This is a genomic window from Flavobacterium sp. UBA5153 (genome assembly GCA_002413745.1).
In the GTDB taxonomy this organism is placed as follows: Bacteria; Bacteroidota; Bacteroidia; order Flavobacteriales; family Flavobacteriaceae; genus Flavobacterium.
In genome coordinates, this window is sequence record DHXP01000049.1 from 1 (window position 1) to 23,299 (window position 23,299).

General features: G+C 33.3%; 23 protein-coding genes. 9 read left to right on the forward strand and 14 right to left on the reverse strand.

Features of this window, described 5'->3' with window-relative positions; all coding sequences use genetic code 11:
* The first annotated feature begins 933 nt into the window (after positions 1 to 933).
* The 7 genes from B2145_RS09690 (at position 934) to hemN (ending at position 7,858) form a co-directional block, all read left to right on the forward strand.
* Complete coding sequence (locus tag B2145_RS09690) at positions 934 to 1,410, forward strand: hypothetical protein (protein ID WP_291101597.1); 477 nt, start codon at positions 934 to 936, stop codon at positions 1,408 to 1,410.
* A 92-nt stretch (positions 1,411 to 1,502) separates the two neighbouring features.
* The gene (locus tag B2145_RS09695; RefSeq protein ID WP_291101600.1) at positions 1,503 to 1,979 is read left to right on the forward strand and encodes a hypothetical protein; all 477 of its coding nucleotides are present in this window, start codon (positions 1,503 to 1,505) and stop codon (positions 1,977 to 1,979) included.
* A 3-nt stretch (positions 1,980 to 1,982) separates the two neighbouring features.
* On the forward strand, positions 1,983 to 2,372 hold the full coding sequence (locus B2145_RS09700; RefSeq protein ID WP_291101603.1) for a hypothetical protein: 390 nt from the start codon (positions 1,983 to 1,985) through the stop codon (positions 2,370 to 2,372).
* A gap of 135 nt (positions 2,373 to 2,507) precedes the next feature.
* Positions 2,508 to 3,119 carry a GNAT family N-acetyltransferase gene (locus B2145_RS09705; RefSeq protein WP_291101607.1) on the forward strand — a complete coding sequence of 204 codons (612 nt, stop codon included), beginning with the start codon at positions 2,508 to 2,510 and terminating at the stop codon, positions 3,117 to 3,119.
* A gap of 7 nt (positions 3,120 to 3,126) precedes the next feature.
* On the forward strand, positions 3,127 to 3,516 hold the full coding sequence (locus B2145_RS09710; protein ID WP_291101610.1) for a hypothetical protein: 390 nt from the start codon (positions 3,127 to 3,129) through the stop codon (positions 3,514 to 3,516).
* A 596-nt stretch (positions 3,517 to 4,112) separates the two neighbouring features.
* Complete coding sequence (locus tag B2145_RS09715) at positions 4,113 to 6,344, forward strand: DUF349 domain-containing protein (RefSeq protein WP_291101613.1); 2,232 nt, start codon at positions 4,113 to 4,115, stop codon at positions 6,342 to 6,344.
* Positions 6,345 to 6,493: 149 nt separating this feature from the next.
* Positions 6,494 to 7,858 (forward strand): oxygen-independent coproporphyrinogen III oxidase, encoded by a 1,365-nt coding sequence (gene hemN, locus B2145_RS09720; RefSeq protein ID WP_291101616.1) that lies wholly within the window; start codon positions 6,494 to 6,496, stop codon positions 7,856 to 7,858.
* A 196-nt stretch (positions 7,859 to 8,054) separates the two neighbouring features.
* On the opposite strand, the gene B2145_RS09725 is transcribed toward hemN, so the two are convergent.
* The 9 genes from B2145_RS09725 to B2145_RS09765 all read right to left on the reverse strand — a co-directional run bounded on the left by B2145_RS09725 (position 8,055) and on the right by B2145_RS09765 (position 17,336).
* Positions 8,055 to 8,288, reverse strand: a complete 234-nt coding sequence (locus B2145_RS09725; protein WP_291101619.1) for a YdcH family protein — start codon at positions 8,286 to 8,288, stop codon at positions 8,055 to 8,057.
* Between the two features lie 19 nt (positions 8,289 to 8,307).
* Entirely contained in the window at positions 8,308 to 9,009 is a 702-nt protein-coding gene (locus B2145_RS09730; RefSeq protein WP_291101622.1) for a sulfite exporter TauE/SafE family protein, read from the reverse strand.
* Positions 9,010 to 9,076: 67 nt separating this feature from the next.
* Complete coding sequence (locus B2145_RS09735; protein WP_291101736.1) at positions 9,077 to 9,526, reverse strand: FixH family protein; 450 nt, start codon at positions 9,524 to 9,526, stop codon at positions 9,077 to 9,079.
* Between the two features lie 110 nt (positions 9,527 to 9,636).
* Positions 9,637 to 11,055 (reverse strand): cytochrome c oxidase accessory protein CcoG, encoded by a 1,419-nt coding sequence (ccoG, locus tag B2145_RS09740; RefSeq protein WP_291101625.1) that lies wholly within the window; start codon positions 11,053 to 11,055, stop codon positions 9,637 to 9,639.
* Positions 11,056 to 11,160: 105 nt separating this feature from the next.
* Complete coding sequence (locus B2145_RS09745) at positions 11,161 to 12,102, reverse strand: cbb3-type cytochrome c oxidase N-terminal domain-containing protein (RefSeq protein ID WP_291101628.1); 942 nt, start codon at positions 12,100 to 12,102, stop codon at positions 11,161 to 11,163.
* A gap of 142 nt (positions 12,103 to 12,244) precedes the next feature.
* Positions 12,245 to 12,412 carry a CcoQ/FixQ family Cbb3-type cytochrome c oxidase assembly chaperone gene (locus B2145_RS09750; RefSeq protein ID WP_291101631.1) on the reverse strand — a complete coding sequence of 56 codons (168 nt, stop codon included), beginning with the start codon at positions 12,410 to 12,412 and terminating at the stop codon, positions 12,245 to 12,247.
* Between the two features lie 2 nt (positions 12,413 to 12,414).
* Positions 12,415 to 14,607, reverse strand: coding sequence for a cytochrome-c oxidase, cbb3-type subunit I (gene ccoN, locus B2145_RS09755; RefSeq protein WP_291101633.1), 2,193 nt, complete (start codon positions 14,605 to 14,607; stop codon positions 12,415 to 12,417).
* 2 nt (positions 14,608 to 14,609) lie between these two features.
* Positions 14,610 to 14,801: a cbb3-type cytochrome oxidase assembly protein CcoS gene (gene ccoS / locus B2145_RS09760; protein ID WP_291101655.1), complete on the reverse strand. Its 192-nt coding sequence runs from the start codon at positions 14,799 to 14,801 to the stop codon at positions 14,610 to 14,612.
* Positions 14,802 to 14,927: 126 nt separating this feature from the next.
* On the reverse strand, positions 14,928 to 17,336 hold the full coding sequence (locus tag B2145_RS09765) for a heavy metal translocating P-type ATPase (protein ID WP_291101657.1): 2,409 nt from the start codon (positions 17,334 to 17,336) through the stop codon (positions 14,928 to 14,930).
* 104 nt (positions 17,337 to 17,440) lie between these two features.
* Between B2145_RS09765 and B2145_RS09770 the strand changes: the two genes are divergently transcribed.
* Positions 17,441 to 18,121: a Crp/Fnr family transcriptional regulator gene (locus B2145_RS09770; RefSeq protein ID WP_291101659.1), complete on the forward strand. Its 681-nt coding sequence runs from the start codon at positions 17,441 to 17,443 to the stop codon at positions 18,119 to 18,121.
* Positions 18,122 to 18,273: 152 nt separating this feature from the next.
* On the opposite strand, the gene mazG is transcribed toward B2145_RS09770, so the two are convergent.
* The 5 genes from mazG to def form a co-directional block, all read right to left on the reverse strand.
* A complete protein-coding gene (gene mazG, locus B2145_RS09775) occupies positions 18,274 to 19,056 on the reverse strand; it encodes a nucleoside triphosphate pyrophosphohydrolase (protein ID WP_291101661.1) in 783 nt (260 codons plus the stop codon).
* On the reverse strand, positions 19,056 to 19,376 hold the full coding sequence (locus tag B2145_RS09780) for a type II toxin-antitoxin system PemK/MazF family toxin (RefSeq protein WP_291101663.1): 321 nt from the start codon (positions 19,374 to 19,376) through the stop codon (positions 19,056 to 19,058). Before B2145_RS09780 ends, mazG begins: the two co-directional genes overlap by 1 nt.
* Positions 19,370 to 19,621 carry an AbrB/MazE/SpoVT family DNA-binding domain-containing protein gene (locus B2145_RS09785; RefSeq protein WP_291101665.1) on the reverse strand — a complete coding sequence of 84 codons (252 nt, stop codon included), beginning with the start codon at positions 19,619 to 19,621 and terminating at the stop codon, positions 19,370 to 19,372. The genes B2145_RS09780 and B2145_RS09785 overlap by 7 nt, the downstream gene beginning before the upstream one ends.
* 116 nt (positions 19,622 to 19,737) lie before the next feature.
* Positions 19,738 to 20,253, reverse strand: coding sequence for a DUF5606 domain-containing protein (locus B2145_RS09790; protein WP_291101667.1), 516 nt, complete (start codon positions 20,251 to 20,253; stop codon positions 19,738 to 19,740).
* A 53-nt stretch (positions 20,254 to 20,306) separates the two neighbouring features.
* A complete protein-coding gene (def, locus tag B2145_RS09795; protein ID WP_291101669.1) occupies positions 20,307 to 20,894 on the reverse strand; it encodes a peptide deformylase in 588 nt (195 codons plus the stop codon).
* Positions 20,895 to 21,083: 189 nt separating this feature from the next.
* On the opposite strand from def, the gene B2145_RS09800 reads away from it, so the two are divergent.
* A complete protein-coding gene (locus tag B2145_RS09800) occupies positions 21,084 to 23,297 on the forward strand; it encodes an FUSC family membrane protein (RefSeq protein ID WP_291101671.1) in 2,214 nt (737 codons plus the stop codon).
* Positions 23,298 to 23,299: the final 2 nt, after the last annotated feature.

Below are 23,299 nucleotides of genomic sequence, written 5' to 3' on the forward strand. Positions count from 1 at the left end.
CTCGTTGCCACAAGTACTATGACCTCGGCTGACTTCTTCACTTAACCACACGTGGTTGTGAAGACCTCCCCTGGTAAAAGCTTTTTCCTTTGTCCAATCCCTGCGGCATCTACTGAAATACGATTTTGGTAATCTTCGGACGTTGCAATGGTGTGCTTGCTTATCCTCGTATATCAGCCTCTTATGCCGTTTCTGTTCGTCAGTACCGGACTTTGTCGTTTCGCTTCCTTCAGTTCCCACCTCACGATTGACAACCTTGCGACGTACTAATGATTCGGGTTTTCAATCCGCTCATAAGGGACTTGCACCCTCTGGAAAAATAACACTCCATAAGTTGGATTCTTAATCCGAAATTTGTATTTTCGAATTTTTCTTCGAGCTTACAGAGTGTGTCCTGCTTATGCAGGGCACACACCGTCGTTTGGCAATATGGCGGGATTAGGCTTAATTTAAAGATGGTTTTGTACTTGGAAAATTAGTCATTAACCGAAAGTTAAGGCTTCCTTAATCCGCCACATCGCCAAGCGGCCAAACGTTGTGCGACACCCTAAAAACCTAACCAATTAAAAAACAACAATATGAATAAAATAATTAAAGTGTTAATTTTAATGCTCCCGTGTTTAATTTTTGCTCAAAGTGATTTAGAATAATAACTAACTTCAACAGCAGTTTGGCATCAATGGCGTGGTTTGGGCTTATTTCAAAGTTGTTTTTGTAATTGCAAAGCACAATTTAGGATTCTTAATGCAACCTACTTTAATAAATCACGTTTAGCACAACTCAAAATATATAGCAACCAATAATATAAAATCAAACTGAAATATGAAAACATCTTATATTAAGACAAAATCATATTAATAAATTTGAACAAGAAAAATAAAATTTTTATTATCTAACCCTCACTTAATTTTAAGTGAATTAAATTACAACGTTATGATTACTTTTACAATTATTGCAATAGTTGTTATCATTATTATTAAATTCTTAATGTATAGCTCCAAACCAGAAAATCAAATCGAAGCAAATGATATCAGAAAGAAATTTAAGCCTTTTATTGATACAATTATTAATAGTTACATGCAAAACAATGTATCGTGTTCAGTAGAAGATATTGATGATGATAAAAGATGTGTTGTAATTCAAACCGACAAATTATCTATTAACGATGATAAAATTACTCATTTTATTTATTTTATGAATGATTCTTTTAAGATAGAAATAATATATAAGATTTTTTCATTAAAGTTTAATAAAATTTATACGTATAAAGTTTCGGAAATGGATGGACAACGACAAATAAATGAAGCTAAAGATATTTTAAGAAACTTCACTCATTTGAAGTTGCAGTTTGAAAAAGATAATGAAGTAACAATAATTGAAGAAATTATTGATAAAAATTTATATAATTGATTTTTATTACGAATTATTATACTAATATGATCTCATTATTAGAGAATTTTAAAGAAACCATAAAATAAATAACATCGCATAATAGCTAAAATATGGAAAAAAATAATCAAAAAATTGCTCACACAACTTGGTGGATTTTCTCAATTATTGGTATTATTATTGGCTTAATTAATTCTGATAGTAGTTATAGAGATAGTCAACCAATAGCTTATGCGCTTATGGGATTAGTAAATGGTGCTTTAATTGGTTGGTTTTTTGGTTACGTCATTGATCAAATTAAAAATTCATCTACAGTTCAACACATTTCAAAAAAAATTGAAGAAGATAAAGAAAATAAAACAATAATTGAAAATGCAAAATCATCATTAGCAAAATATAACGATGCAAAACATAGGTTTCAATATTTATCTAATGAAACATTAATTCATAAATATCAAACATCAGATATAGATAATTGCGACAATATGGAACAATTAGCTTTAGAAGAAGAACTCGTAAAGAGAAATATATTAAATCATTCTCCAATGCATGAAAAAATGGAGAAAATAAATAATTATTTAAAATCATAAAACATGGGATTTACTATTATACCAATATGTAAAAAATGTGGTTACAAAACAGAATCGATTTCTGTAGGAGGTGGCAGATTAAATCATTTAACACATTTTGGAGCACCTGCTTGGAATATTATTACAAACAACGTAGAGCAAATTAATCTATATGCTGAAATCAAAAAAGTAAAAATAAAACAGCAATATCTTTTTTTCTTTCATCGCAATATAGAAATTGAAAAGATTAATGAAATATATGTTCCATATTATGAGTCTAAGATGTTCATTAAGGATGAGAATATCGGTACTCATAGTTGGAGCGGTAAATATTTTAAAAAAAGTAAAAACTTTTGTCCCAAATGCAAAACATTTAATTTAGATTTTTTAGATGGAGGAATTATGTTCGATTAATTTTTTCTGATATATCACAATTTTATAAAATACAACTACACTTCTTAAGAAAATAAAACTTGATAATATTATGAGTCAAAAGGACATATATAGTATCATATTAATAAGAAAACACAATCCATAATTATTTAAAATATGAATATAATTAAAGATATATTAAACGAGGATTTAATAATTGAAACAGAAAGATTAAAAATATATCCCTTCAAAATTAATCTTAAAACAGCGCAGGATTTATTCGAGATCTACAGTAAATCTACCAATGTTGAAAATTATTGTGATGTGTTTACTGATTTTCGAGAATTTTGCATACATCAGAGCAAAAGAATAAAAACATTTCAAAATCTTGACAACGGTATCATAATGTTTATAATTGAGTTAAAAGAAAATTCAAAAGCTATAGGATTGAGAAATATAATATTAGATGGTGCTTATACAATGAATGGACAGGTAGAAATTAACAATGAAAATTTGATAACCGAAATATTAATAAGTGAAGATTATTGGAGGAATGGAATAGCATTCGAAGCATCAATAGCAATCTTTAAACTATTAAAAGTTAAAGGCGTTAAAAATGTATTGTCAGTTGTAGACTATAATAATACAAAAGCAAACTATTTAGACAGAAAACTTGGATTTCAAATTATAAATTATGATCAAGCTATAAATCAATTTTATTACCACAAAGATTTTGTTATTCATTCAACAAATATTAAACATAGTAATATATTATTGAAATCTCTATAATTTTAATATGAAATTAATTAAGATAGAAAATTGTAAACCAGGTTATATTCTTAAAGGAATTACAAATCATAAAAACCGAGGACACTATATGGTATTTATTAAAGAATACTATTTTCCTGATTTTATAGCAGTAATGATTTCGACTAAAAACGTTGAGAATAAAAATATTTTAATGTCTGAAAACCATTTTGAAAAAAAATTTGATGATAATGAAAATTGTAAAGTAATCTTCAAAAACTCTCATCTTGTTCCTGCTATACTTCATAAATATTTTGAAATGGGACCATTTGAGTTATGCGGAATTTTAACAGAAGATGGAATAAATTTTGTTTCTGAAAACATAGAAAATCTTGATATTGAAAGTTGGTCTGCATATCTTCATAGAACGAATTATTAGTAACACTCAACATTGAATAAAAAAAACCGAACGGCTAACCGTCGTTTGGCAATATGGCGGGTTTTAGGCTTAATTTAAAGATGGTTTTGTGCTTGGAAAATTAGTCATTAACCGAAAGTTAAGGCTTCCTTAATCCGCCACATCGCCAAGCGGCCAAACGTTATCCCAAAAAAAGTATTTATGGCTACTCGCCATTTTTTTTGAATACTATTCTATTCAAAATCCCTACCAGAATAAACTTAATCCAGAAAAATAAATTCATTCACGAAAAAACAAAATAGTGAGGATTTGCAATCCATTCCTACAAACACGAATAAATAAGCCATTCTTAACGAGTGGTTTTTCATTTAAAACACATTCATCTTCAGCAGGAAATACAGTTATTTATCAGGATTCTAGCCCTGATAGCAGCGGCATCCTTTTTTGTTCGCCATTTTCGGCGAACAAAAAAGATACAGCGGATAGCAGGAAATAGCTCCCAAAAAAAACACTTTCACACATAAAATGACTATAAATAAGGGATTTATTTTGAATTTTGAAGCACCTTCACTATCTTTCGCATTCGAAAAAAAATTGAACCCTTACACATTGAAAAAATGTTAGAAGAAAAGACTGATAACCTGCTTGAAGCAGATGGAAATTTAGCAAACAATTCGCTTGAAATGATCCAAATCGAAACAGAAATTTTAGAAGAAGCCGAAACAGTTGAACCTAGCGACAGCGAAATTTCCGTAGAAATGGCCGAAACTGTCGAGACGGTTTCTGATGAAGACTCAAGCGATAGCGAACAGGCGAAGCAATTGACAGAAACCGAAGCTACTATTGAACCCAAAAATCAAACCCCAGTAGATTCTGAAACTCCTGTTTTGGAAGAAATTGAAATAGTTGAATCAAGCAGTAGCGAAATAGCCGAGCTAGCAGAAGAGAATAATGCAACACTCACCGATGGAGACCCGAGCGATAGCGAACAGGCGAAGCAATTGGCAGAGGCCGATACTCTGGTTGAAACCAAAAATAAAACCGCAATAGACGCCATTGCCGACACCAATGCCGAGGAAAGCGAAGACGAAACCCTAAAAAATCGTCACGATATCCCGATGCTGGATTACGACACCTTGTCTTTGGAATCACTTGTGGACGAATTGAAAAATTTGGTCACCAATGAAAAAGTGATGTCGATAAAGGATCACGTAGAAGAAATTAAAAAGTCATTTTTGGCAAAATATTATCATCTTTTAGAAGAGAAAAAAGAAGAATTTATTGCCGAAAATCCAGACACAACCGAAGAATTTCAGTATCATTCTCCGTTAAAAACTAAGTTTGACCAATATTACTCCTTGTTCAGGGATAATAAAAATACACATTTCAAAAGTTTGCAAACCAATCTGAAATCAAATTTGGAAAACAGATTGTCAATTGTCGAGGAATTGAAAGAGCTAATCAATCCGCAGGAAAACATCAAAGATACCTTAAAACATTTCAATGATTTAAGGGAGCGATGGAAAAATGCGGGGCCAATTCCAAAAGACAAATACAATCACGTTTGGAACAATTATCATTTTCATGTAGAAAACTTCTATGATTATTTACACTTGGACAGAGAGGCTCGAGACCTTGATTTTAAACACAATTTAGAGCAAAAACAAAAAATTGTGGCACGTGTCGAAGAATTAGTCAATGAAGCTGATATAAACAAAGCCTTTAGAGAATTACAAGATTTACATAAAATCTGGAAAGAGGATATCGGTCCTGTTTCAAGAGAACATCGTGACGAGATATGGAATAAGTTTAGCGATTTGACTAAACAAATGCACGACAAACGCGAAGTTTTGTTTGAAAATTTAAGAGGAACCGAACTTGAAAATTTAGAAAAGAAAAGAGAAATTGTCGCCAAAATTGAAGTCTTGGCAACCGAAAAAGTAAATGCCCATTCACAGTGGTTGGGTCAAATAGAAAAAGTGGAAGCTTTGCGAACTGCTTTTTTCTCTGCCGGAAAAGTCCCGTCAGAGGTTAATGAGGAAACTTGGACTGCTTTTAAAACTGCCGTAAGGAATTTTAATTCTTTTAAAAATTCATTTTATAAAGACATTAAAAAAGATCAAAACGACAATTTAAACAAAAAAAAGGCTCTCGTTGCCAAAGCAAAAGAATTGCAGGAAAGTCTAGATTTTGCGGCCACTACTCCCATAATGAAGAAAATTCAAGAGGAGTGGAAACAAATTGGCCACGTTCCAAGAAAATATTCGGATAAAATATGGGCAGAATTTAAGGAGGCTTGCAATCATTATTTTGACAAATTAAAAGAGCAAAAAAGCGAGGAAAACGGTGAGGAAGTGGAAGCTTTCGATAAAAAGAAAGCCTATTTGGAAACCCTGAGAGAATTTCAGTTAACTGGCGACCATAAAACCGACTTGGATGCCATAAAATCACATATCGAAACCTGGAAAAACTTTGGAAGAGTCCCTTTTCCCAGAAGACATATCGAAGGCAAGTTTAATAAAGTTCTCGATGCCCTGTTCGAAAAATTAAGCTTGAGCAAAAAAGACAGTGAAATGATGCGTTTTTCCAACAGAATGGATAATTTATCAGAAAATAATGATACCAGAAAACTGGAAAACGAAAAGATTTTCTTGATGCGCAAAATTGATGAAATCAAGAATGAAATTTTTCAATTGGAAAATAATATCCAGTTTTTTGCCAATACCAGAAATGCAAAAAAGGAAAATTCCATAGTCTTGGAAGTCCGCAAAAACATCGAAAAACACAAAGAGGAAATGGAGATTCTAAAAGACAAACTAAAACAAGTCAGAAGTTTGAATCAAGCATAAAAAAAAATAAAAAATATAGAATCCCAAGACACAAAACCTCATTACAATCTTACGAATGAGGTTTTTTTGTGTATAAAAGGCGAATATGATAATTATCATTTTAATATTTAGAAAGGCTCACTATTTTTGAACATTATAAATGCCTTTTTATGAAAAATTCTATACTTCAAAAATACAATGTTCCCGGACCAAGATACACGAGTTATCCTACTGTTCCATATTGGGATGAGGCTGATTTTGATTATCAGGCATGGATAGATACTTTAAAAAAGTCGTTTGCAGAAAGTAATTCCAAAGAAGGATTAAGTCTTTACATTCACCTCCCTTTTTGCGAAAGCATGTGTACTTTTTGCGGTTGCAATAAACGAATCACTAAAAATCACGATGTCGAAAACCCCTATATAGAGGCTGTCTTGAAAGAATGGGCCTTATACTGCAATATTCTTGAAGAAAAACCCATTATAAAAGAAATTCATTTGGGTGGGGGAACACCTACTTTTTTCTCTACAAAAAATCTAGAAGATTTAATAAATGGTATTTTTTGCTATGCCGAGAAAGCCGAAGATCACGAATTCAGTTTCGAAGGCCATCCCAATAATACAACTCGAGCACATTTGCAAAAATTATACGATTTAGGATTCAGAAGAGTTAGTTTCGGTGTACAAGATTACTCTGAAAAAGTTCAAAAAGCCATTCATCGCGAACAACCTTTTCACAATGTGGCAAAAGTAACGTTTTGGGCAAAGGAAATTGGTTATACTTCCATTGGCCACGATATTATTTTTGGCCTGCCTTTTCAGGAAATTGAAGATGTAATTGATACTATCGAAAAAACAAATTCTTTACAACCTGATAGATTGGCGTTTTATAGTTATGCCCATGTGCCATGGATAAAAGGAAGTGGACAGCGAGGATTCAATGATGAGGATATTCCAAAAGACGAAGTAAAACGAATGTTGTATGAAGTTGGAAAAGATTTATTATTCGAAAATGAGTATTATGAAATAGGAATGGATCATTTTGCCCTGAAAACTGATAGTTTGTACAAATCTTTCGAGAATAAGATATTACATCGCAATTTTATGGGGTACAGTTCGTCAAAAACACAATTGATGATTGGTTTAGGCGTATCTTCCATAAGCGATAGTTGGTATAGTTTTGCCCAGAATGTGAAGACCTTGGAAGAGTATTATAAAATATTGGAGTCTGATAAATTACCCATTTTTAGAGGGCATTTATTAACTGAGGAAGACCTCATTATCAGAAAGCATATTTTGAATTTAATGTGCCAATTTGAAACTTCCTGGAAAGATAAATCCAATTATTTTAAAGAAATTCCAGAAATTTTAATCCAACTGAAAGAAATGGAGAATGATGGTTTAGTTATCATTGAAAACGACAGTATTCAGGTTACTGATGCCGGAAAGCCTTTTGTTCGCAACATTTGTATGGCATTTGACTTGCGTTTAAAAAGAAAAGCACCCGAAACGAAATTATTTTCGATGACCATTTAAAAAAATAAATTAAAATCACTATCCGTTACTAATCCCAAGACACGAATTTCACAAATTAGCACGAATTTTATTCAAATAAAACATTCGAATCAATATTGAATTTGTGCAAATTCGTGACCCGAGACCAAAGGTCGAACAAACGAAGTAAATTCGTGTCTGAAATAATAATAGTCCGCTTAGCGGACAGTCATATAAATTAATTGTTCTCCAACATTGAGAATAACTCATCCTTAATATAAAGAAACTTTGCTTTCAAAGAATGTAGATATTCATCCGTAGTGATTTCTACATCGGTATTTATTCGGTAGATTTCATGTTCCAATTCATGATATTCATCAAATAATTCTCTAAAATGAGGGTCGTCAATTTTCAACTGATGTATCTTTTCCTGATATTCAGGAAACTCGTGTACTAAATCGTGTCTTTCCATAAAATTTTATTTAAAATTATTAATGACAATTTGGCTGCTCCTGTACAAATAAACTCATATTAGCTGGTGAAACGTAAGGGATTCCCAAGCCTAAACCTCTCAAAATAAATAATATTCCGATAATTACGGCTACGTAAGGAATCACTTTTTGAATTTTATTCCGAATAGATTTTGTCAAAAACGAATTGAGATACACCACGCTGCTCATCATTGGAACAGTGCCTAATCCGAACAAAATCATATACAAAACCCCAAGACCGGCACTTTGCATGGCAATAGCACCAAACAAAGCGACATAAACCATGCCGCAAGGCAAAAAGCCGTTAAGCAAACCAATTGTGAATAATGATTTATAACTCTTGTTTTTAAACTGGCTTCCCAAAGTGGTCTTGATTTTAGAAATCAAGACGAAAATGGGTTTTGAAAAATTGTATTTTGCAAAAACTTTTTCGGGAATTAAAATGATGGCGATCATCGCAACACCAATAAATATCGATAATTTTTGTTGCATTCCGGCAAGAAAAAATCCTTTTCCAACCAGTCCGAAAATTAATCCAATTGTAGCATAAGCCATCAATCTCCCCAAATGATAAGTGATAATTTGAGTGGTTTTCTTGGTTGGATTATTCCTGTCCACAGGCAACATCATAGCAATAGGACCACACATTCCAATGCAGTGAAAACTACTGATTAAACCGAAGAAAAAGGCCGTGTATAACATAGCTAAAGTTTAAAAATTAAAAGTTACAAAAACTCTATTTTAGACTTTTTAACTTTCGACTTTATGACTAATTAATATAAATAGTTTCTTTTGTAAGATAGGGCTTGCCGCCGTATTGCCACTCCATATTGATTTCCCAGCGACCGCCTACCAACCTTTTTTTAGGTATGAGCAAAGAGGAACCAGAAAGTGAAATTGGAACATCAAAATCTAGTTTTTCGTTAGACGACCTGTAAAAAGATACTTTTCCCTTGATATCTTTCGGAATAAATACTTCTGGAAATATAATTGCAACTCCCTCAGAAGCATTAGATATTACGGGCTTTTGAGCTAAATCCTGAGCATTTTGAACCCTTACCATTTCATCTCCAAAATGGGCATCGTGTTTATAATATTCATCGACAACCAATTCATTGTTATATTTGGAATCTGATTGGACTTTGATAACAAAATATAAAATGAAAGTCATAAATAATGCAAAAGCAATTACAACTCCTGTTCCCCAATTAATTTTCATGTGTTGATATTTATTGTTTTTATCTGTCGCATGTAATTCGCAATCATTATTGGTGTTTGCAACCAAACCTTTGATTCTGCTCATTCATATATTTTTTAAAGCTTGAAAAATTAATCAAAACTTTGTGGACTTAAAAAACTGGTTTGGCTGGTTTCAATTTTTTTATTCCCATCGTAAACTTCAATTTTTAGCTTCGTTTTGTCGCTTTCCAATAAATTCTGGTTGATTTCTATAAATATGGTTCCGCTTTTCATCCCCTGTTTTGGCACTTTTAAATCTTGCTGACCAACTACTTTTAGGGTTCCTTTTATCCCAACCAATTTGAAATGAATATCATCAAAATCATTATTGGTTTTATTAATAATTTTAAAAGTATAGATGTTGCTGATATTATCGCCTTTATGTTGAAATAATTGCCCCGGCAATCTCAAAAAGGTGGCTTCTACTTCGGTACGTAAAAATAATAATCCAATCAATATTCCAACAAGAATAAACAATACGGCACTATAACCTTTCATTCTAGCCGTAAATTTGAATTTGGATTTTTTTTCAATTTCATCTTCAGATGCATATCGAATTAGTCCTTTAGGCAATCCAACGCCTTCCATTATGGCATCACATTCATCAATACAGGCGGTACAATTAATACATTCCAGCTGAGTTCCATTGCGGATGTCAATTCCCGTTGGGCAAACGTTTACACATTGTTTACAATCGATACAATCGCCTTTTCCGGATGAGGCCCTATCTTCTTGTTTGTTGAATTTAGCCCTTCCCAATTCCTTTTCTCCCCGAACAAAATCATAGGCAACATTAATAGATTTATCGTCCAATAAAACCCCTTGCAATCTTCCGTAAGGACAAGCAATGATACAAACTTGCTCTCTAAACCAAGCGAAAATAAAATAGAAAACTCCAGTAAAAATAGACAATGAAATCAAGGTGCTAACGTGATTTTCAGGTCCTTCTTCAATCATTCTGATTAATTCGTCACTTCCAATAAGATAAGCCAGAAATATATTTGCAATAAAAAATGAAATCAATAAAAAAACAAGCCACTTTATTGCTTTCTTTCTGATTTTTTCGGCATTCCATTCTTGTTTTTCCAATCGAATTTGGGCTCCACGATCGCCTTCAATCCAATATTCAATTCTTCGGAAAACCATTTCAAGGAATATGGTTTGTGGACAAATCCATCCGCAAAATATTCGACCGAAAATTACTGTAAAAAGGATAATGAAAACTACGCCAACAATCATAAAAAGAACGAAGAGGTAGAAATCTTGTGGCCAAAACGGAAATCCAAAAATATTAAATCGACGTTCCAAAACGTTGAACATCATAAACTGATTGCCATTAATCTTTATAAAGGGATTTGCAATAAGAATAATCAACAAGAAATAACTTACCCACTTCCTGTAGTCATAAAACCTACCAGAAGGTTTTTTTGGGAAAATAAACTTCCTATTTCCTGCTTCATCAATTGTCCCTATGGTATCCCTAAAAGCTTCGTCTGGAATTTTTGACATTTCTTTTGATTGTTATATTTTTTTAATCATATAATCTTTGTCAAAGTTATAAACTTTGACAAAGATTATGAAAGTATATCCATTATTTATATAATAAAATATTCACTATTTTTTTACTGTGATGCTATCTGATTTCGCGGTAGCAGCACCAACTTTTGTAGGCGCACTTGGATCAACCCAGATTTCTCCTTCTGGTGCTTTTGGGTTCACTGGATTGCTTCCCTTCAATGACAAAACATAACTCGCGACAAGTTGAATGTCTTTTGGCTTCATTCCACTTTTTGACCAAGCAATCATACCTTTACCATCGCGACCACCATTTGTAATGGTGTGGAAAACATTTTTAATGCCACCCCCTAAAATCCAATTATCATCCGTTAAATTTGGACCTATCAAACCACCGGCATCAGGTCTGTGACAAGGAATACAATTTTTCATAAAAATTGATTTCCCAGCACCTAAATCAGCAGGACTAGTCAATAAAGTAACGGTTTTTTCATCCATTAAATCCGGAGCTGTTTTTTTGTATTCGGCAATAGCAATTTGAGCTTGAGCCATTTCTTTTTTCAATTCCGTTTCTTGGTTATCTCCTCCCATAACTTCAAATCGAACAAGATAAACTACTGCAAAAATAATACAACCATAGAACAAATAAACCCACCATGGTGGCAAACTGTTGTCTAATTCCTTGATGTCGTCATAATCATGATCCAATAATAATTGGCCTTCATTTTCAATTGGCTCTGATTTTGTCAAAGCTTTCATCAGTTTTTTGAACCATTGGCTTTCTTTATAACTAACAGTGCTAACTTCCTTTAGTTTTGCTTTTTGTTCTTCCGTAAGCAATTGATAGGTAATAGTATCTACCGCACTAATAGTGATTTCAATCGCTATTAAAAGGAAAAGAAACACGAATAAAAAGAGGGAAACCATCGGGAATTTTATAAAAGCGGGTTGGCTTCCAGAGTCAATAAAATATTCCATTGCACCAAAAACGGCGAAGAAAACAACAAGAACTCTTATGTATGCCGGGATTAATTTTTTCATTTTTTTTAGTTTTATAGTTTCCTTACCCCGACCCTCTCCAAAGGAGAGGGAGTCGAAACTGGAAAAGATTATTATTTATTTTTATACAATGATTTAAAGTTATCAGAATTGAAAATCTTCAATTCAATAACTTATAATCTGATTAATCGTTCAATGGAATTTGACTCAATTCATCAATTTTTTCCTTCTTGTATGAAATAACCCAAATGCCAAGTCCTACAAAAAAAACAAAGAAAATCAATAAAGCCATTATAGGATAAGTCTCAATTCCTTCGATAGTTTCTAAATTGTGTTTTATTTGTTCGAACATAACTACTGTTTTTTGCTGTTATCTTTTACTTTAATATCAGTCCCCAATCGTTGAATATAAGCTATAAGCGCAACGACTTCTCTTTCATTCATTGGAACAAATTTCTCTCCTCTTGCTTCGGCTTTTTTCTTGCTATTGTCATAACTTTTTACAAAGTCGGGATCATTTTTAAGACTTTCTTCGATTTTCATTGCTTGCGCTCTCAAATCTTTCGGTCCATTTGCAATCTGCTCATCCGTATAAGGAACACCAAGAGTCTGCATCGCTTTCATTTTCTTTTCTGTCAATGAAATATCCATAGCTTCATTGGCAAACAACCATTTGTAAGCTGGCATAATCGAACCTGCTGAAATGCTTTGTGGACTCCAGAAGTGATTAAAATGCCAATTATCATTATATTTTCCACCTTCTCTCTCCAAATCTGGACCAGTACGTTTAGAACCCCAAAGGAATGGGTGGTCATAAACAAATTCTCCCGCTTTAGCTTGTGGTCCGTAACGTTCTACTTCACTACGGAAAGGGCGAACGGATTGAGAGTGACAACCTACACATCCTTCACGAATGTACAAATCACGACCTTGCAATTCTAACGGAGAATATGGTTTTACACTGGCTATCGTTGGAATATTCGATTTTATCATAATGGTGGGTATAATTTCTATAACTCCTCCTATTAAGATTGCTACTGTAGCTAAAATTGTTAACTGAATAGGTTTTCTTTCTAACCAAGGATGGAATTTTTCGCCCTTTACTCTACCTGCGCTAATTTTTACTAAGGCTGGAGCTTCGGCTAATTCATCTTCAATTTTAGAACCTGCCCTTACGGTTTGAATAATATTATAAACTAGGGTCAACATTCCTGTAAGATAAAGTACTCCACCTATAGCTCTCATCCAATACATTGGCATAATTTGAGTCACGGTTTCAAGGAAATTTCCATAAGTTAATGTTCCATCGGGATTAAATTGTTTCCACATAGAAGCTTGGGTAAACCCTGCAACATACATTGGAATCGTATAAAGTATGATTCCCAATGTTCCAATCCAAAAGTGAAAGTTAGCTAATTTGGTAGAATATAATGTGCTTTTGGTCATTCTTGGAATCAACCAATAAATAATACCAAATGACATAAATCCGTTCCAGGCTAATGCACCAACGTGAACGTGGGCAATAATCCAGTCTGTATAATGTGCAATAGCATTTACACTTTTTAGAGATAACATTGGCCCTTCAAAAGTTGCCATACCGTAACCGGTAATCGCCACAACGAAGAATTTTAAAACCGGATCAACACGCACTTTATCCCAAACACCTCTTAAAGTTAAGAGTCCGTTTATCATTCCTCCCCAAGATGGAGCAATCAACATTATTGAAAAGGCAACTCCTAAATTCTGTGTCCAAGTTGGTAAAGCAGAATATAATAAATGGTGCGGTCCAGCCCAGATGTAAATAAAAATCAATGACCAAAAGTGTACGATTGATAATCTATAAGAATAGACTGGTCGATTAGCCGCTTTTGGAACGAAATAATACATCAATCCCAAAAATGGCGTGGTCAAGAAAAAAGCAACCGCATTATGACCGTACCACCACTGTACTAGCGCATCCTGAACCCCTGCATAAACAGAATAGCTTTTCATTGCACTTACCGGCAACTCTAAACTATTAAAAATATGTAAAACAGCAACAGTTATGAAAGTGGCAAGGTAAAACCAAATGGCAACATATAAATGACGTTCTCTTCTTTTAAGAATTGTACCAATCATATTGATACCAAAAACCACCCAGATTAATGCAATGGCAATATCTATAGGCCATTCTAATTCGGCATATTCTTTTGAAGTACTGTAACCTAATGGCAATGAAATTGCCGCCGCAACAATAATTAATTGCCAACCCCAAAAATTCAAATTGCTTAAAAAATCGCTGTACATTCTGGCCTTCAATAATCGTTGGAGCGAATAATAGATTCCGGCAAACATTGCATTTCCCACAAAGGCAAAAATTACCGCATTGGTATGTAAAGGTCTCAATCTACCATAACTCAACCACGAAATTCCGTCGGTCATATTTGGGAAAAGATAAAAGAAGGCTTCTAATAGCCCTACAGACATCCCCACAACCCCAAAAAGGATGGTTGCGTAAATGAATTTCTTTACAATTTTGTTGTCATAATAAAATTGTTGCATTTCCATAATTAAATTTGTTTTTCTTTGGTTATTTGTATTGATTTTGGATTCTCTGTTATAAGTTCATCGTCAAAAAGCATTCTGACGGAAGGAGTGTAATCATCGTCGTATTGTCCCGTCTTTACCGCCCTTATAAAAGCAATAAAAAAGACAATAGCAACTAATATACTGATGGAAATTAGTAAATATATAACACTCATACCTTAAAGTTAAATTGACAAAAATACCTTACTATTTTTTTTAAAAATATGACAATTATCATATTTTGTTTTTTTGTTAAAAATATGAAAATTTATTTTGTGTTTGCCAATTTTATCTGTTTTTATCTATTTTAATCTCCTGGCATAAAAATTACTCATCACTGTTACAAAACTGACAATTGTGATTGTACTTAAAGGCATTATGATTGCGGCCACCAATGGCAATAAGTTTCCGGTTATGGCAAATGATAATCCCACAACATTATACACTAACGACAGCGTAAAACTCATTTTGATTGTTGTGATTGCTTTCTTGGAGAGTTTTAAAAAGTAATCCAGCCTCTTGAACTCGCTAGCATCAAGAATTGCATCGCAAGCTGGCGAAAAAACATTGACATTTTCCGAAATCGAAATCCCAATGTTACTTTGCGCCAAAGCACCGGCATCGTTGAGACCATCGCCTACCATCATCACATTTTTTCCTTCTTGTTGCAGCTTTTTAATGAATTCTAGTTTTTGCTCCGGCTTTTGATTGAAGACCAATTCGGTTCCTTTGGGCAATATGTTTTCCAAAGTGGCACGTTCGCCTTCATTATCACCAGACAAAACCTTGATTTGATAATTTATACTTAATTTATCGAAAAGTTGCTCCAATCCCTCCCTGTATTGATTATTGAAAATGTATTTTCCGTAATAAATTTCGTTAATCTTGACATGAACCGAAGTCCTCACCCCGACCCTTTCCAAAGGGGAGGAAGCCAAAACTGGTATAGGGGAGTTTTGGGCTACAAATTCATCAGAACCTATTTTAATTTCTATAGTACCAATTTGAGCTTGAATGCCTTTACCTGTAATTTCTTCAAAATGATTTATTTTTAATCGTTTACCTTCTGGCAAAAAATCATACAACATCCTGCTTAACGGATGATTCGAAGCCCGAAGCACATTTTTTATCAGTACAATATTTTCATCCGAAAGAACTTTTCCTTCATAGGAAATATTCGATTTTTTATTAGTCGTAATCGTTCCCGTTTTATCGAAAACTATAGTATCGACTTTGGCCAGTTGCTCTATGACCAATGCGTTTTTGAGGTAAAATTTATTTTTGCCTAAAATTCGCAGTATGTTTCCCATGGTAAACGGTGCCGTCAATGCCAATGCACAAGGACAAGCCACAATTAACACTGCCGTAAAAACATTGAAAGCGGTGTTGACATCAATAAAAATCCAATAACCAAATGATGCAAAAGCAATCAATAAAAGTATCGGCGTAAAATAACGGCTGATTGTATCCGTAATGGATTTATATTTTTGTGTCACATTTTTCTGAAATACGTCGTTACTCCACAATTGGGTCAGATAACTTTGTGAAACCGAATATAAAACCTCCATTTCGATTACTTTGCCAATTTGTTTGCCCCCGGCAAACACTTTATCCCCCGATTTTTTTGTAATTGGAACGGCTTCTCCGGTAACAAAACTATAATCAATTTCGGCTTTTTCACTAATCAAAATTCCATCAACAGGAATCAGTTCTTGGTTTCTGATCAACAACCTATCGCCTTTTTGGATGTCATAAATTGGAACACTTTCCTCGGAAGTATTGCTGTTAATTCTCGTGATTGCAATTGGAAAATAGGATTTGAAATCCCTTTCGAAACTCAAAAAACTATAGGTTTTGGTTTGGAACATTTTGCCCAAGAGCATAAAGAAAATCAAACCCGTCAGGCTGTCAAAAAAACCGGAACCATAATTCATTAGAATATCAAATGTACTTCGCACAAACATTACTATTAGTCCTAAAGCAATTGGAATATCAATATTCAGCATTTTGGATTTTATGCTTTTGTATGCAGAAACATAGTATCCGCTTGCCGAATAAAGGAAAGACGGCAATGACAATGCAAAAATCAGCCAACGGAAAAAAGGCCTGTAACTATCTAACCAATATTCTTTGACCTCAAAATATTCGGGAAAAGAAAGCAACATAATATTGCCGAAACAAAAGAAAGCCAATCCCAGTTTATAAGTCAAACTTCTATCGATATTGTTCTTGCCTGTTTCGTAATTTTCTAAACTGATATATGGTTCATAACCGATGGAACTCAATAAATGAACAATGGTTTTAAGTGAAACTACTTCGGGATTATATGTAATTCTGATTTTCTTTTCGGGAAAATTGACCTGCGAAGTGCTTATTCCTTTTTGAAGACGTTGCAGATTTTCGAGAATCCAAATACATGAACTACAGTGAATATGAGGAATATTAAGCGATATAATAGCCGTTGTATCTTCTTGAAATTCCAAAAGTTTTAAGACTATGCTTTCATTATCCAAAAAGTCATATTTACCGCTAATATCAAGCGGAGTCGCTCCGGGAGCTTTTTCGAAATCATAATAGCAAGTCAAATCATTGAGACTAAAAATTTCGTACACGGTTTTGCAACCATTGCAACAAAATTGTTTTTCATCAAAAATAATTTCTTCTTCTTTTACAATATCCAATCCGCAGTGAAAACAGTTGTATGCGTCCATAAATTTGCTTTTCTTGACCTTTTGCAAATGTACTAACCAGAAAAATTAAATATATGATAATTGTCATTTAAATTTGTATTTTTGCAAACCAATAAATATTTTATATGAGTAAGTGCGAACAATGTATTGTTAGAGAATTTAGCTCTTTAAAGGCGCTCAATAAAGAAGAACTAGTAAAACTTGCCGAATGCAAAACTTCCTATATTATCAAAAAAGGCGAACCCATTTTTGAAGAAGGAGAAAGTGTAAATGGTATTTATTGTGTAAAAGGTGGCGTATGTAAGCTGTCTAAATTAAGTGCAAACGGAAAAGACCAGATTGTAAAGTTAGTTAAGCCCGGAGAATTGCTGGGTCAGCGTTCGATGATCAGTGATGAACCGGCTAATTTGAGTGCCGTGGCACTTGAGGATATGGAAATCTGCTTTATTCCAAAAAGTGAAGTCCTGAATATGTTCGACAAAAATAACCAGTTTTCGATGAACCTGATGAAAGTTATTTGTGGCGATTTGAAAGACGCAAGTGACCATGTGGTTTCTATTTCTCAAAAAACGGTTAAAGAAAGGTTAGCAGAAACGCTAATCTACCTTGAAGATAGTTTTGGTAAAAACGAGGATGGTTCGTTACGCATTCAGCTTTCACGAGAAGAACTTGCAGGGATGATAGGTACGGCAACTGAAAGCTGTATCCGCTTGCTATCCGATTTCAATAAATTAGGATTGATTGAATTGCTTGGTAAAAAAATCGTCATCAAAGATATTGTCAAACTCAAAAGAATTGCTGAATAATTTCTTTGGGAGATAATCCGTAAATTACAGTTTCTTTGCTTCATTCCAAAATTTGGTATTTGAAAATCAAAGATTTTCCAATTCCTATTTATTAGGAAGACGCTTTGCCTCTTCCCAAATTTGGTATTTGAAAATCAAAGATTTTCCAATTCCTATTTATTAGGAAGACGCTTTGCCTCTTCCCAAAAAATATCCATTTCAGCCAGAGTCATATCCATCAAAGGTTTTCCTAATTCTCCAGCTTTGCTTTCCAAGTATTGAAATCTTTTGATAAATTTTTTATTGGTGCGCTCCAAAGCGTCTTCTGGATTGATGTTTAAAAACCGTGCATAATTGATCATCGAGAACAACACGTCACCAAACTCAACTTCCATTTTTTCTTGATCGCCAGCTTCGACCTCAACTTGAAATTCTTGTAATTCTTCCTGAACTTTATCCCAAACTTGATGTGGTTCTTCCCAATCGAAACCCACTCCTTTTACCTTGTCCTGAATTCTACTGGCTTTTACCAATGCCGGCAAACTTCGTGGAACACCTTCTAAAACCGACTTTTTTCCTTCCTTTAGTTTTAATTTTTCCCAGTTTTGTTTGACTTCTTCTTCATCTTTTACCACAACATCGCCATAAATATGGGGATGACGATGTATGAGTTTATCGCAAATTTCGTTGCAAACATCGGCTATGTCAAAATCGTTGGTTTCGCTTCCTATTTTGGCATAAAAAACAATATGTAAAAGCAAATCGCCCAACTCTTTCTTGACTTCATTCAAGTCGTTATCTAATATGGCATCGCCCAATTCATACGTTTCTTCGATGGTCAAATGGCGTAAACTTTGCAAGGTTTGCTTTTTGTCCCAAGGACATTTTTCGCGCAAATCATCCATAATGTTCAATAATCGCTCGAAAGCTTGGAGTTGTGTCTGTCTGGAGTTCATTAGTTAACTAAATATTCTTTTAATACATTTTTTACCTTTTCAACGTCATTTTTTGCGAGTGCAGCAATTTTAGTTTTCAATCTAATTTTATCAATACATCTAATTTGGTCAAAACAAATTTGTCCGATTTTATTTTCTAAAACAACTCCCACTCTCATTGGGAAATTTCTAATTTTTGAAGTAATTGGAGCTATTAAAACGGTGTTCAAAAATTGATTTGACTCGTTTGGAGAAATTACTAAACAAGGTCTTACTTTATTGATTTCACTTCCTAATGTTGGATCAAGAGCAACCCAATAAATTTCATATTGCTTTACCATTGCCAATCATTTTCTTGTTCATCATCAAAAAAATCAGGAATCAACAAATTAGGTAGTCCATTTTTATCAATTTCCATTTTTATCAATTCGCCCCAACCTTCACGAACTTTTTTTGACGGACTAATAACTAATTTACCTTCATTAATTTCTAAATTTACGACACTTTTGAAGCCCGCAATTTTTAGCAGTTTAGAAGGAATAATAATCCCCTTAGAATTTCCGATTGTAATTATATTTGTTTCCATAATTTAAAAAATAAGAGCAAAGTTACAACATTATTATAACATTTTATATTTATAGATAAAAAAAACCTGCCTCAAAAAATCAAGGCAGGATTAAAATATATTTCAGAAAGCAATAATTACTCTTTCTTGGCTTTGGCCTTTTTAGCCGGAGCTTTTACTGCTGGAGCTTTTACTTCTTCAATTTTTTCTTCGATAACTTCTTCCGCTTTTTCTTCAATTACTTCTGCGGTTCCTTCGACAACCGGAGCTTCTTTTGAAACTAATCCTTTTGCTTGAAGCAAATTATACCAATTCATAACTTTCTTGATATCCGAAGGATACACTCTTTCTGAATCATAATCCGGTAGAATTTCCTTGAAATAGGCTACTAGCTTTTCATTGTCTTCCTTGTGGGAAATAGCCGGTCCATTATCTTCTTTGATGGCAATATTTCGCATTACTTCAGCCAACGGTTTTTCTTCGTTAGTGGTGTAAATTGAAATTTCCGATAATAAACTTACATTAACCTTCAACCCAACGGTACTTTTTTTTCCGTCAAGTAATGATTCTGCTACAAATCCAGTACGGGTTTGAACTTTTAATGCATACAAACCTGGTTTGCCAGAAATGGATAATATTTTTTCTAAATTCATTTTTAAATTTTATTTTTTAAATTGATATTGTCATTGATATTGTCATTGAGCGTTTATCTTCCTTTTTTGTTGCAAAATTTCATTCGGTAATCAGGTCTGGTTTTGCCATCCATGATGTTTTGTAATTTCTTCTTGATTAGTTTTTTCTTTAATGACGAAATCAAATCGGTAAACAAAATACCTTCAATATGGTCGTATTCGTGCTGAATAACTCTCGCTACCAAACCATCAAACACTTCGGTTTTTACGTTAAAATCTTCATCGCAGTACTCAATCGTGATTTTTTCGTTTCTATAAACGTCTTCACGCACATCAGGAATACTGAGGCAACCTTCATTAAAACCCCAAATTTCCCCTTCTTCCTTCAACATTTTGGCATTGATAAAAGTTCGTTTGAAACCTTTTAATTGTTCTTGTTCTTCTATTGGCAAATCTTCATCCTCGCTAAAAGGCGTCGTGTCAATTACGAATAAGCGAATACTCATTCCTACTTGTGGTGCCGCAAGACCCACGCCATAAGCATTGTACATCGTCTCGTACATATTGGCAATGATTTCCTTCAAATCCGGATGTTCTGAAGTAATCTCCTCACCCATTTTTCTTAAAACCGGATCGCCATATCCTACAATTGGTAAAATCATTATTCTTATATTAAGTATTGTCTACTATAAATTCAAAATTTCTTTCTCATTGAATTTCAGTTGGCAAAAATAGTAAAAAAATAGACATTCAATTATCCTCGATTGATAATTAAATTCAGCTTTGAAATCAAATTCAATTATTGTAGCTATAAATGGTACAATTCTTACCTTTGTAATTAATGCAAATGTATGATTAATCAAATACAAAAATTTACCGATACTACTTATTTTATTAACGCGCTGAAAATAACAATTGCAGCTGTTATACCTGTTTTATTGTTTACTTATTTCGGTAATTTTCAAACAGGATTTACCATTGCCCTTGGCGCTTTTTTCACCTATCCAAGTGATATTCCCAGTAGTTTAAAAGACAAAATAAAAGGAGTTACTATCACTGCTCTCCTTATTTCTAGTGCAAATTTATTGGTTAATATTGTATATCCTTATCCTTGGGTTTTTTATCCTTTTTTGGTGCTATCTGTTTTTTTCTTGTCTATGCTTTCCGTATTTGGAAAACGGGCAACAATGGTTTCATTCTCGGCTTTACTATCCGTTTCATTGGCATTTTCTCATATCAATTCGGGTTGGGAAATGGTTCTACACGCTGCGCTTTTACTTGGCGGAGGTATATTTTACCTATTGATTTCGCTTCTATTTAATTATGTCAGACCGTATCGCTATCTCGAAATTCAAATTGCAGAATGTATCAAATTAACTGCCAAATATTTGAAACTAAGAGGTGATCTTTGGGTTCCAACCATCGACAGAAAGGCGATTATCGAAAAACAATTACATCTTCAGATAGAATTAAATGACATTCACGAAAACATTCGAGAAGTGCTAATTAGTAATTATTCCGGTTCTTCTAACCAAAACCGAAGACTTCTTATCGTTTTTATTTCATTGGTAGAAATTTTGGAACTTGCACTATCAACTTCATTTGACCATAACAGATTACACAAAAAATTTGAAGAACATCCAAAAGTATTACTCACTTATCAAACCCTGGCTTATAATCTCGCTGCAAGTTTAAAAAGACTTTCAAAAAGTGTAAAAAACAAAAACAAGTTTATTCCAAAAAACACTTTGATCAAAGATTTGAGCAATTTGGAGCTTGCTATTGCCGATTATAATAATGTCTTAAGTAAAATCGATGCTTCAGAAGGTGTTTTTATGCTAACCACAATGTTGCAATATGCCGAAAAACAGGTAGAAAAAATCAAAATTGTACAACGAGCATTTTCCTCTGCAATCAGCACCTATGATTTTAAAGGAAGAGACAAAGATTTAGAAAAATTTCTAACTCCTCAATATTATCTTTGGAGTACATTAATTGAAAATTTAAGCTTCTCCTCTACTCTTTTCAGACATTCATTGAGATTAACCGCAACTATTTTATTTGGTTTTATAATCAGTAAAGTATTTTCCTTTCATAACGAATATTGGGTTTTACTCACCATAGTCGTGATTATGCGTCCCGGTTATGGATTAACAAAAACAAGGTCTTTTGATAGGATCTTCGGAACTATTATAGGCGGAGCGATTGCTTTCGGAATTCTTTTTTTAGTTCACGATGGGATTATAATTAGTTCATTAGTGATTCTTTCAATGCTCTTGGGTTTTTCATTTACAAATATTAACTACAAGATTAGTGCAACATTCGTTACAATGTATATCGTTTTTATTTATGGTATATTAACTCCGAATGTTGGAGAAGTTATTCAATATCGAATTATAGATACTCTAGTCGGAAGTAGTTTAGCTTTTCTCGCCAATCACTTCTTGTGGCCTTCTTGGGAATTTTTAAACATTCCTATTTATTTAAAAGAATCAATCAAAGCAAATAAAAATTACCTGAAGGAAATTTCCATTTTTTATAACAAAAAAGGAGATATTTCTACATCCTATCGATTAGCAAGAAAAAATGCTTTTATCGAAATAGGAAATCTTATGGCTTCTTTTCTGAGAATGGCACAAGAACCAAAATCAAAACAAAAGCAACTGCCGCAAGTTTATAAACTCGCCGTGCTCAATCACACTTTACTTTCATCATCAGCTTCGTTAGGAACCTATATACAATCGCACAAAACTACAACAGCATCAAAAGCATTTAATGTTGTTGTGGATGCTGTAATAAAAAATTTAGACAATGCTATTTTACTTTTGAAAGAAGAGACTATTGATACAACCGAAAAAACGAATAAAGACGATTTAGCACTCCGATTTACCGAATTAAAAAACATTCGTGAAAGAGAATTAAAAGAAGGGAATCCTATTGATGAAAAAGCATTTCAATTAAAAATGCAAGAAGCACAATTGGTTATAGAACAACTTATTTGGCTTGTCAATGTATCGGAAAACATTGTAAAAACGACAAAAGTATTGATGAAATCACAATCGTAAAA

Excerpts from the sequence above, each read along its gene's own strand:
- B2145_RS09690 (WP_291101597.1), top strand. The coding sequence starts at position 934 with ATGATTACTTTTACAATTATTGCAATAGTTGTTATCATTATTATTAAA.
- B2145_RS09695 (WP_291101600.1), top strand. The coding sequence starts at position 1,503 with ATGGAAAAAAATAATCAAAAAATTGCTCACACAACTTGGTGGATTTTC.
- B2145_RS09700 (WP_291101603.1), top strand. The coding sequence starts at position 1,983 with ATGGGATTTACTATTATACCAATATGTAAAAAATGTGGTTACAAAACA.
- B2145_RS09705 (WP_291101607.1), top strand. The coding sequence starts at position 2,508 with ATGAATATAATTAAAGATATATTAAACGAGGATTTAATAATTGAAACA.
- B2145_RS09710 (WP_291101610.1), top strand. The coding sequence starts at position 3,127 with ATGAAATTAATTAAGATAGAAAATTGTAAACCAGGTTATATTCTTAAA.
- B2145_RS09715 (WP_291101613.1), top strand. The coding sequence starts at position 4,113 with ATGTTAGAAGAAAAGACTGATAACCTGCTTGAAGCAGATGGAAATTTA.
- hemN (WP_291101616.1), top strand. The coding sequence starts at position 6,494 with ATGAAAAATTCTATACTTCAAAAATACAATGTTCCCGGACCAAGATAC.
- B2145_RS09725 (WP_291101619.1), bottom strand. The coding sequence starts at position 8,288 with ATGGAAAGACACGATTTAGTACACGAGTTTCCTGAATATCAGGAAAAG.
- B2145_RS09730 (WP_291101622.1), bottom strand. The coding sequence starts at position 9,009 with ATGTTATACACGGCCTTTTTCTTCGGTTTAATCAGTAGTTTTCACTGC.
- B2145_RS09735 (WP_291101736.1), bottom strand. The coding sequence starts at position 9,526 with ATGAAAATTAATTGGGGAACAGGAGTTGTAATTGCTTTTGCATTATTT.
- ccoG (WP_291101625.1), bottom strand. The coding sequence starts at position 11,055 with ATGTCAAAAATTCCAGACGAAGCTTTTAGGGATACCATAGGGACAATT.
- B2145_RS09745 (WP_291101628.1), bottom strand. The coding sequence starts at position 12,102 with ATGAAAAAATTAATCCCGGCATACATAAGAGTTCTTGTTGTTTTCTTC.
- B2145_RS09750 (WP_291101631.1), bottom strand. The coding sequence starts at position 12,412 with ATGTTCGAACAAATAAAACACAATTTAGAAACTATCGAAGGAATTGAG.
- ccoN (WP_291101633.1), bottom strand. The coding sequence starts at position 14,607 with ATGGAAATGCAACAATTTTATTATGACAACAAAATTGTAAAGAAATTC.
- ccoS (WP_291101655.1), bottom strand. The coding sequence starts at position 14,801 with ATGAGTGTTATATATTTACTAATTTCCATCAGTATATTAGTTGCTATT.
- B2145_RS09765 (WP_291101657.1), bottom strand. The coding sequence starts at position 17,336 with ATGGACGCATACAACTGTTTTCACTGCGGATTGGATATTGTAAAAGAA.
- B2145_RS09770 (WP_291101659.1), top strand. The coding sequence starts at position 17,441 with ATGAGTAAGTGCGAACAATGTATTGTTAGAGAATTTAGCTCTTTAAAG.
- mazG (WP_291101661.1), bottom strand. The coding sequence starts at position 19,056 with ATGAACTCCAGACAGACACAACTCCAAGCTTTCGAGCGATTATTGAAC.
- B2145_RS09780 (WP_291101663.1), bottom strand. The coding sequence starts at position 19,376 with ATGGTAAAGCAATATGAAATTTATTGGGTTGCTCTTGATCCAACATTA.
- B2145_RS09785 (WP_291101665.1), bottom strand. The coding sequence starts at position 19,621 with ATGGAAACAAATATAATTACAATCGGAAATTCTAAGGGGATTATTATT.
- B2145_RS09790 (WP_291101667.1), bottom strand. The coding sequence starts at position 20,253 with ATGAATTTAGAAAAAATATTATCCATTTCTGGCAAACCAGGTTTGTAT.
- def (WP_291101669.1), bottom strand. The coding sequence starts at position 20,894 with ATGATTTTACCAATTGTAGGATATGGCGATCCGGTTTTAAGAAAAATG.
- B2145_RS09800 (WP_291101671.1), top strand. The coding sequence starts at position 21,084 with ATGATTAATCAAATACAAAAATTTACCGATACTACTTATTTTATTAAC.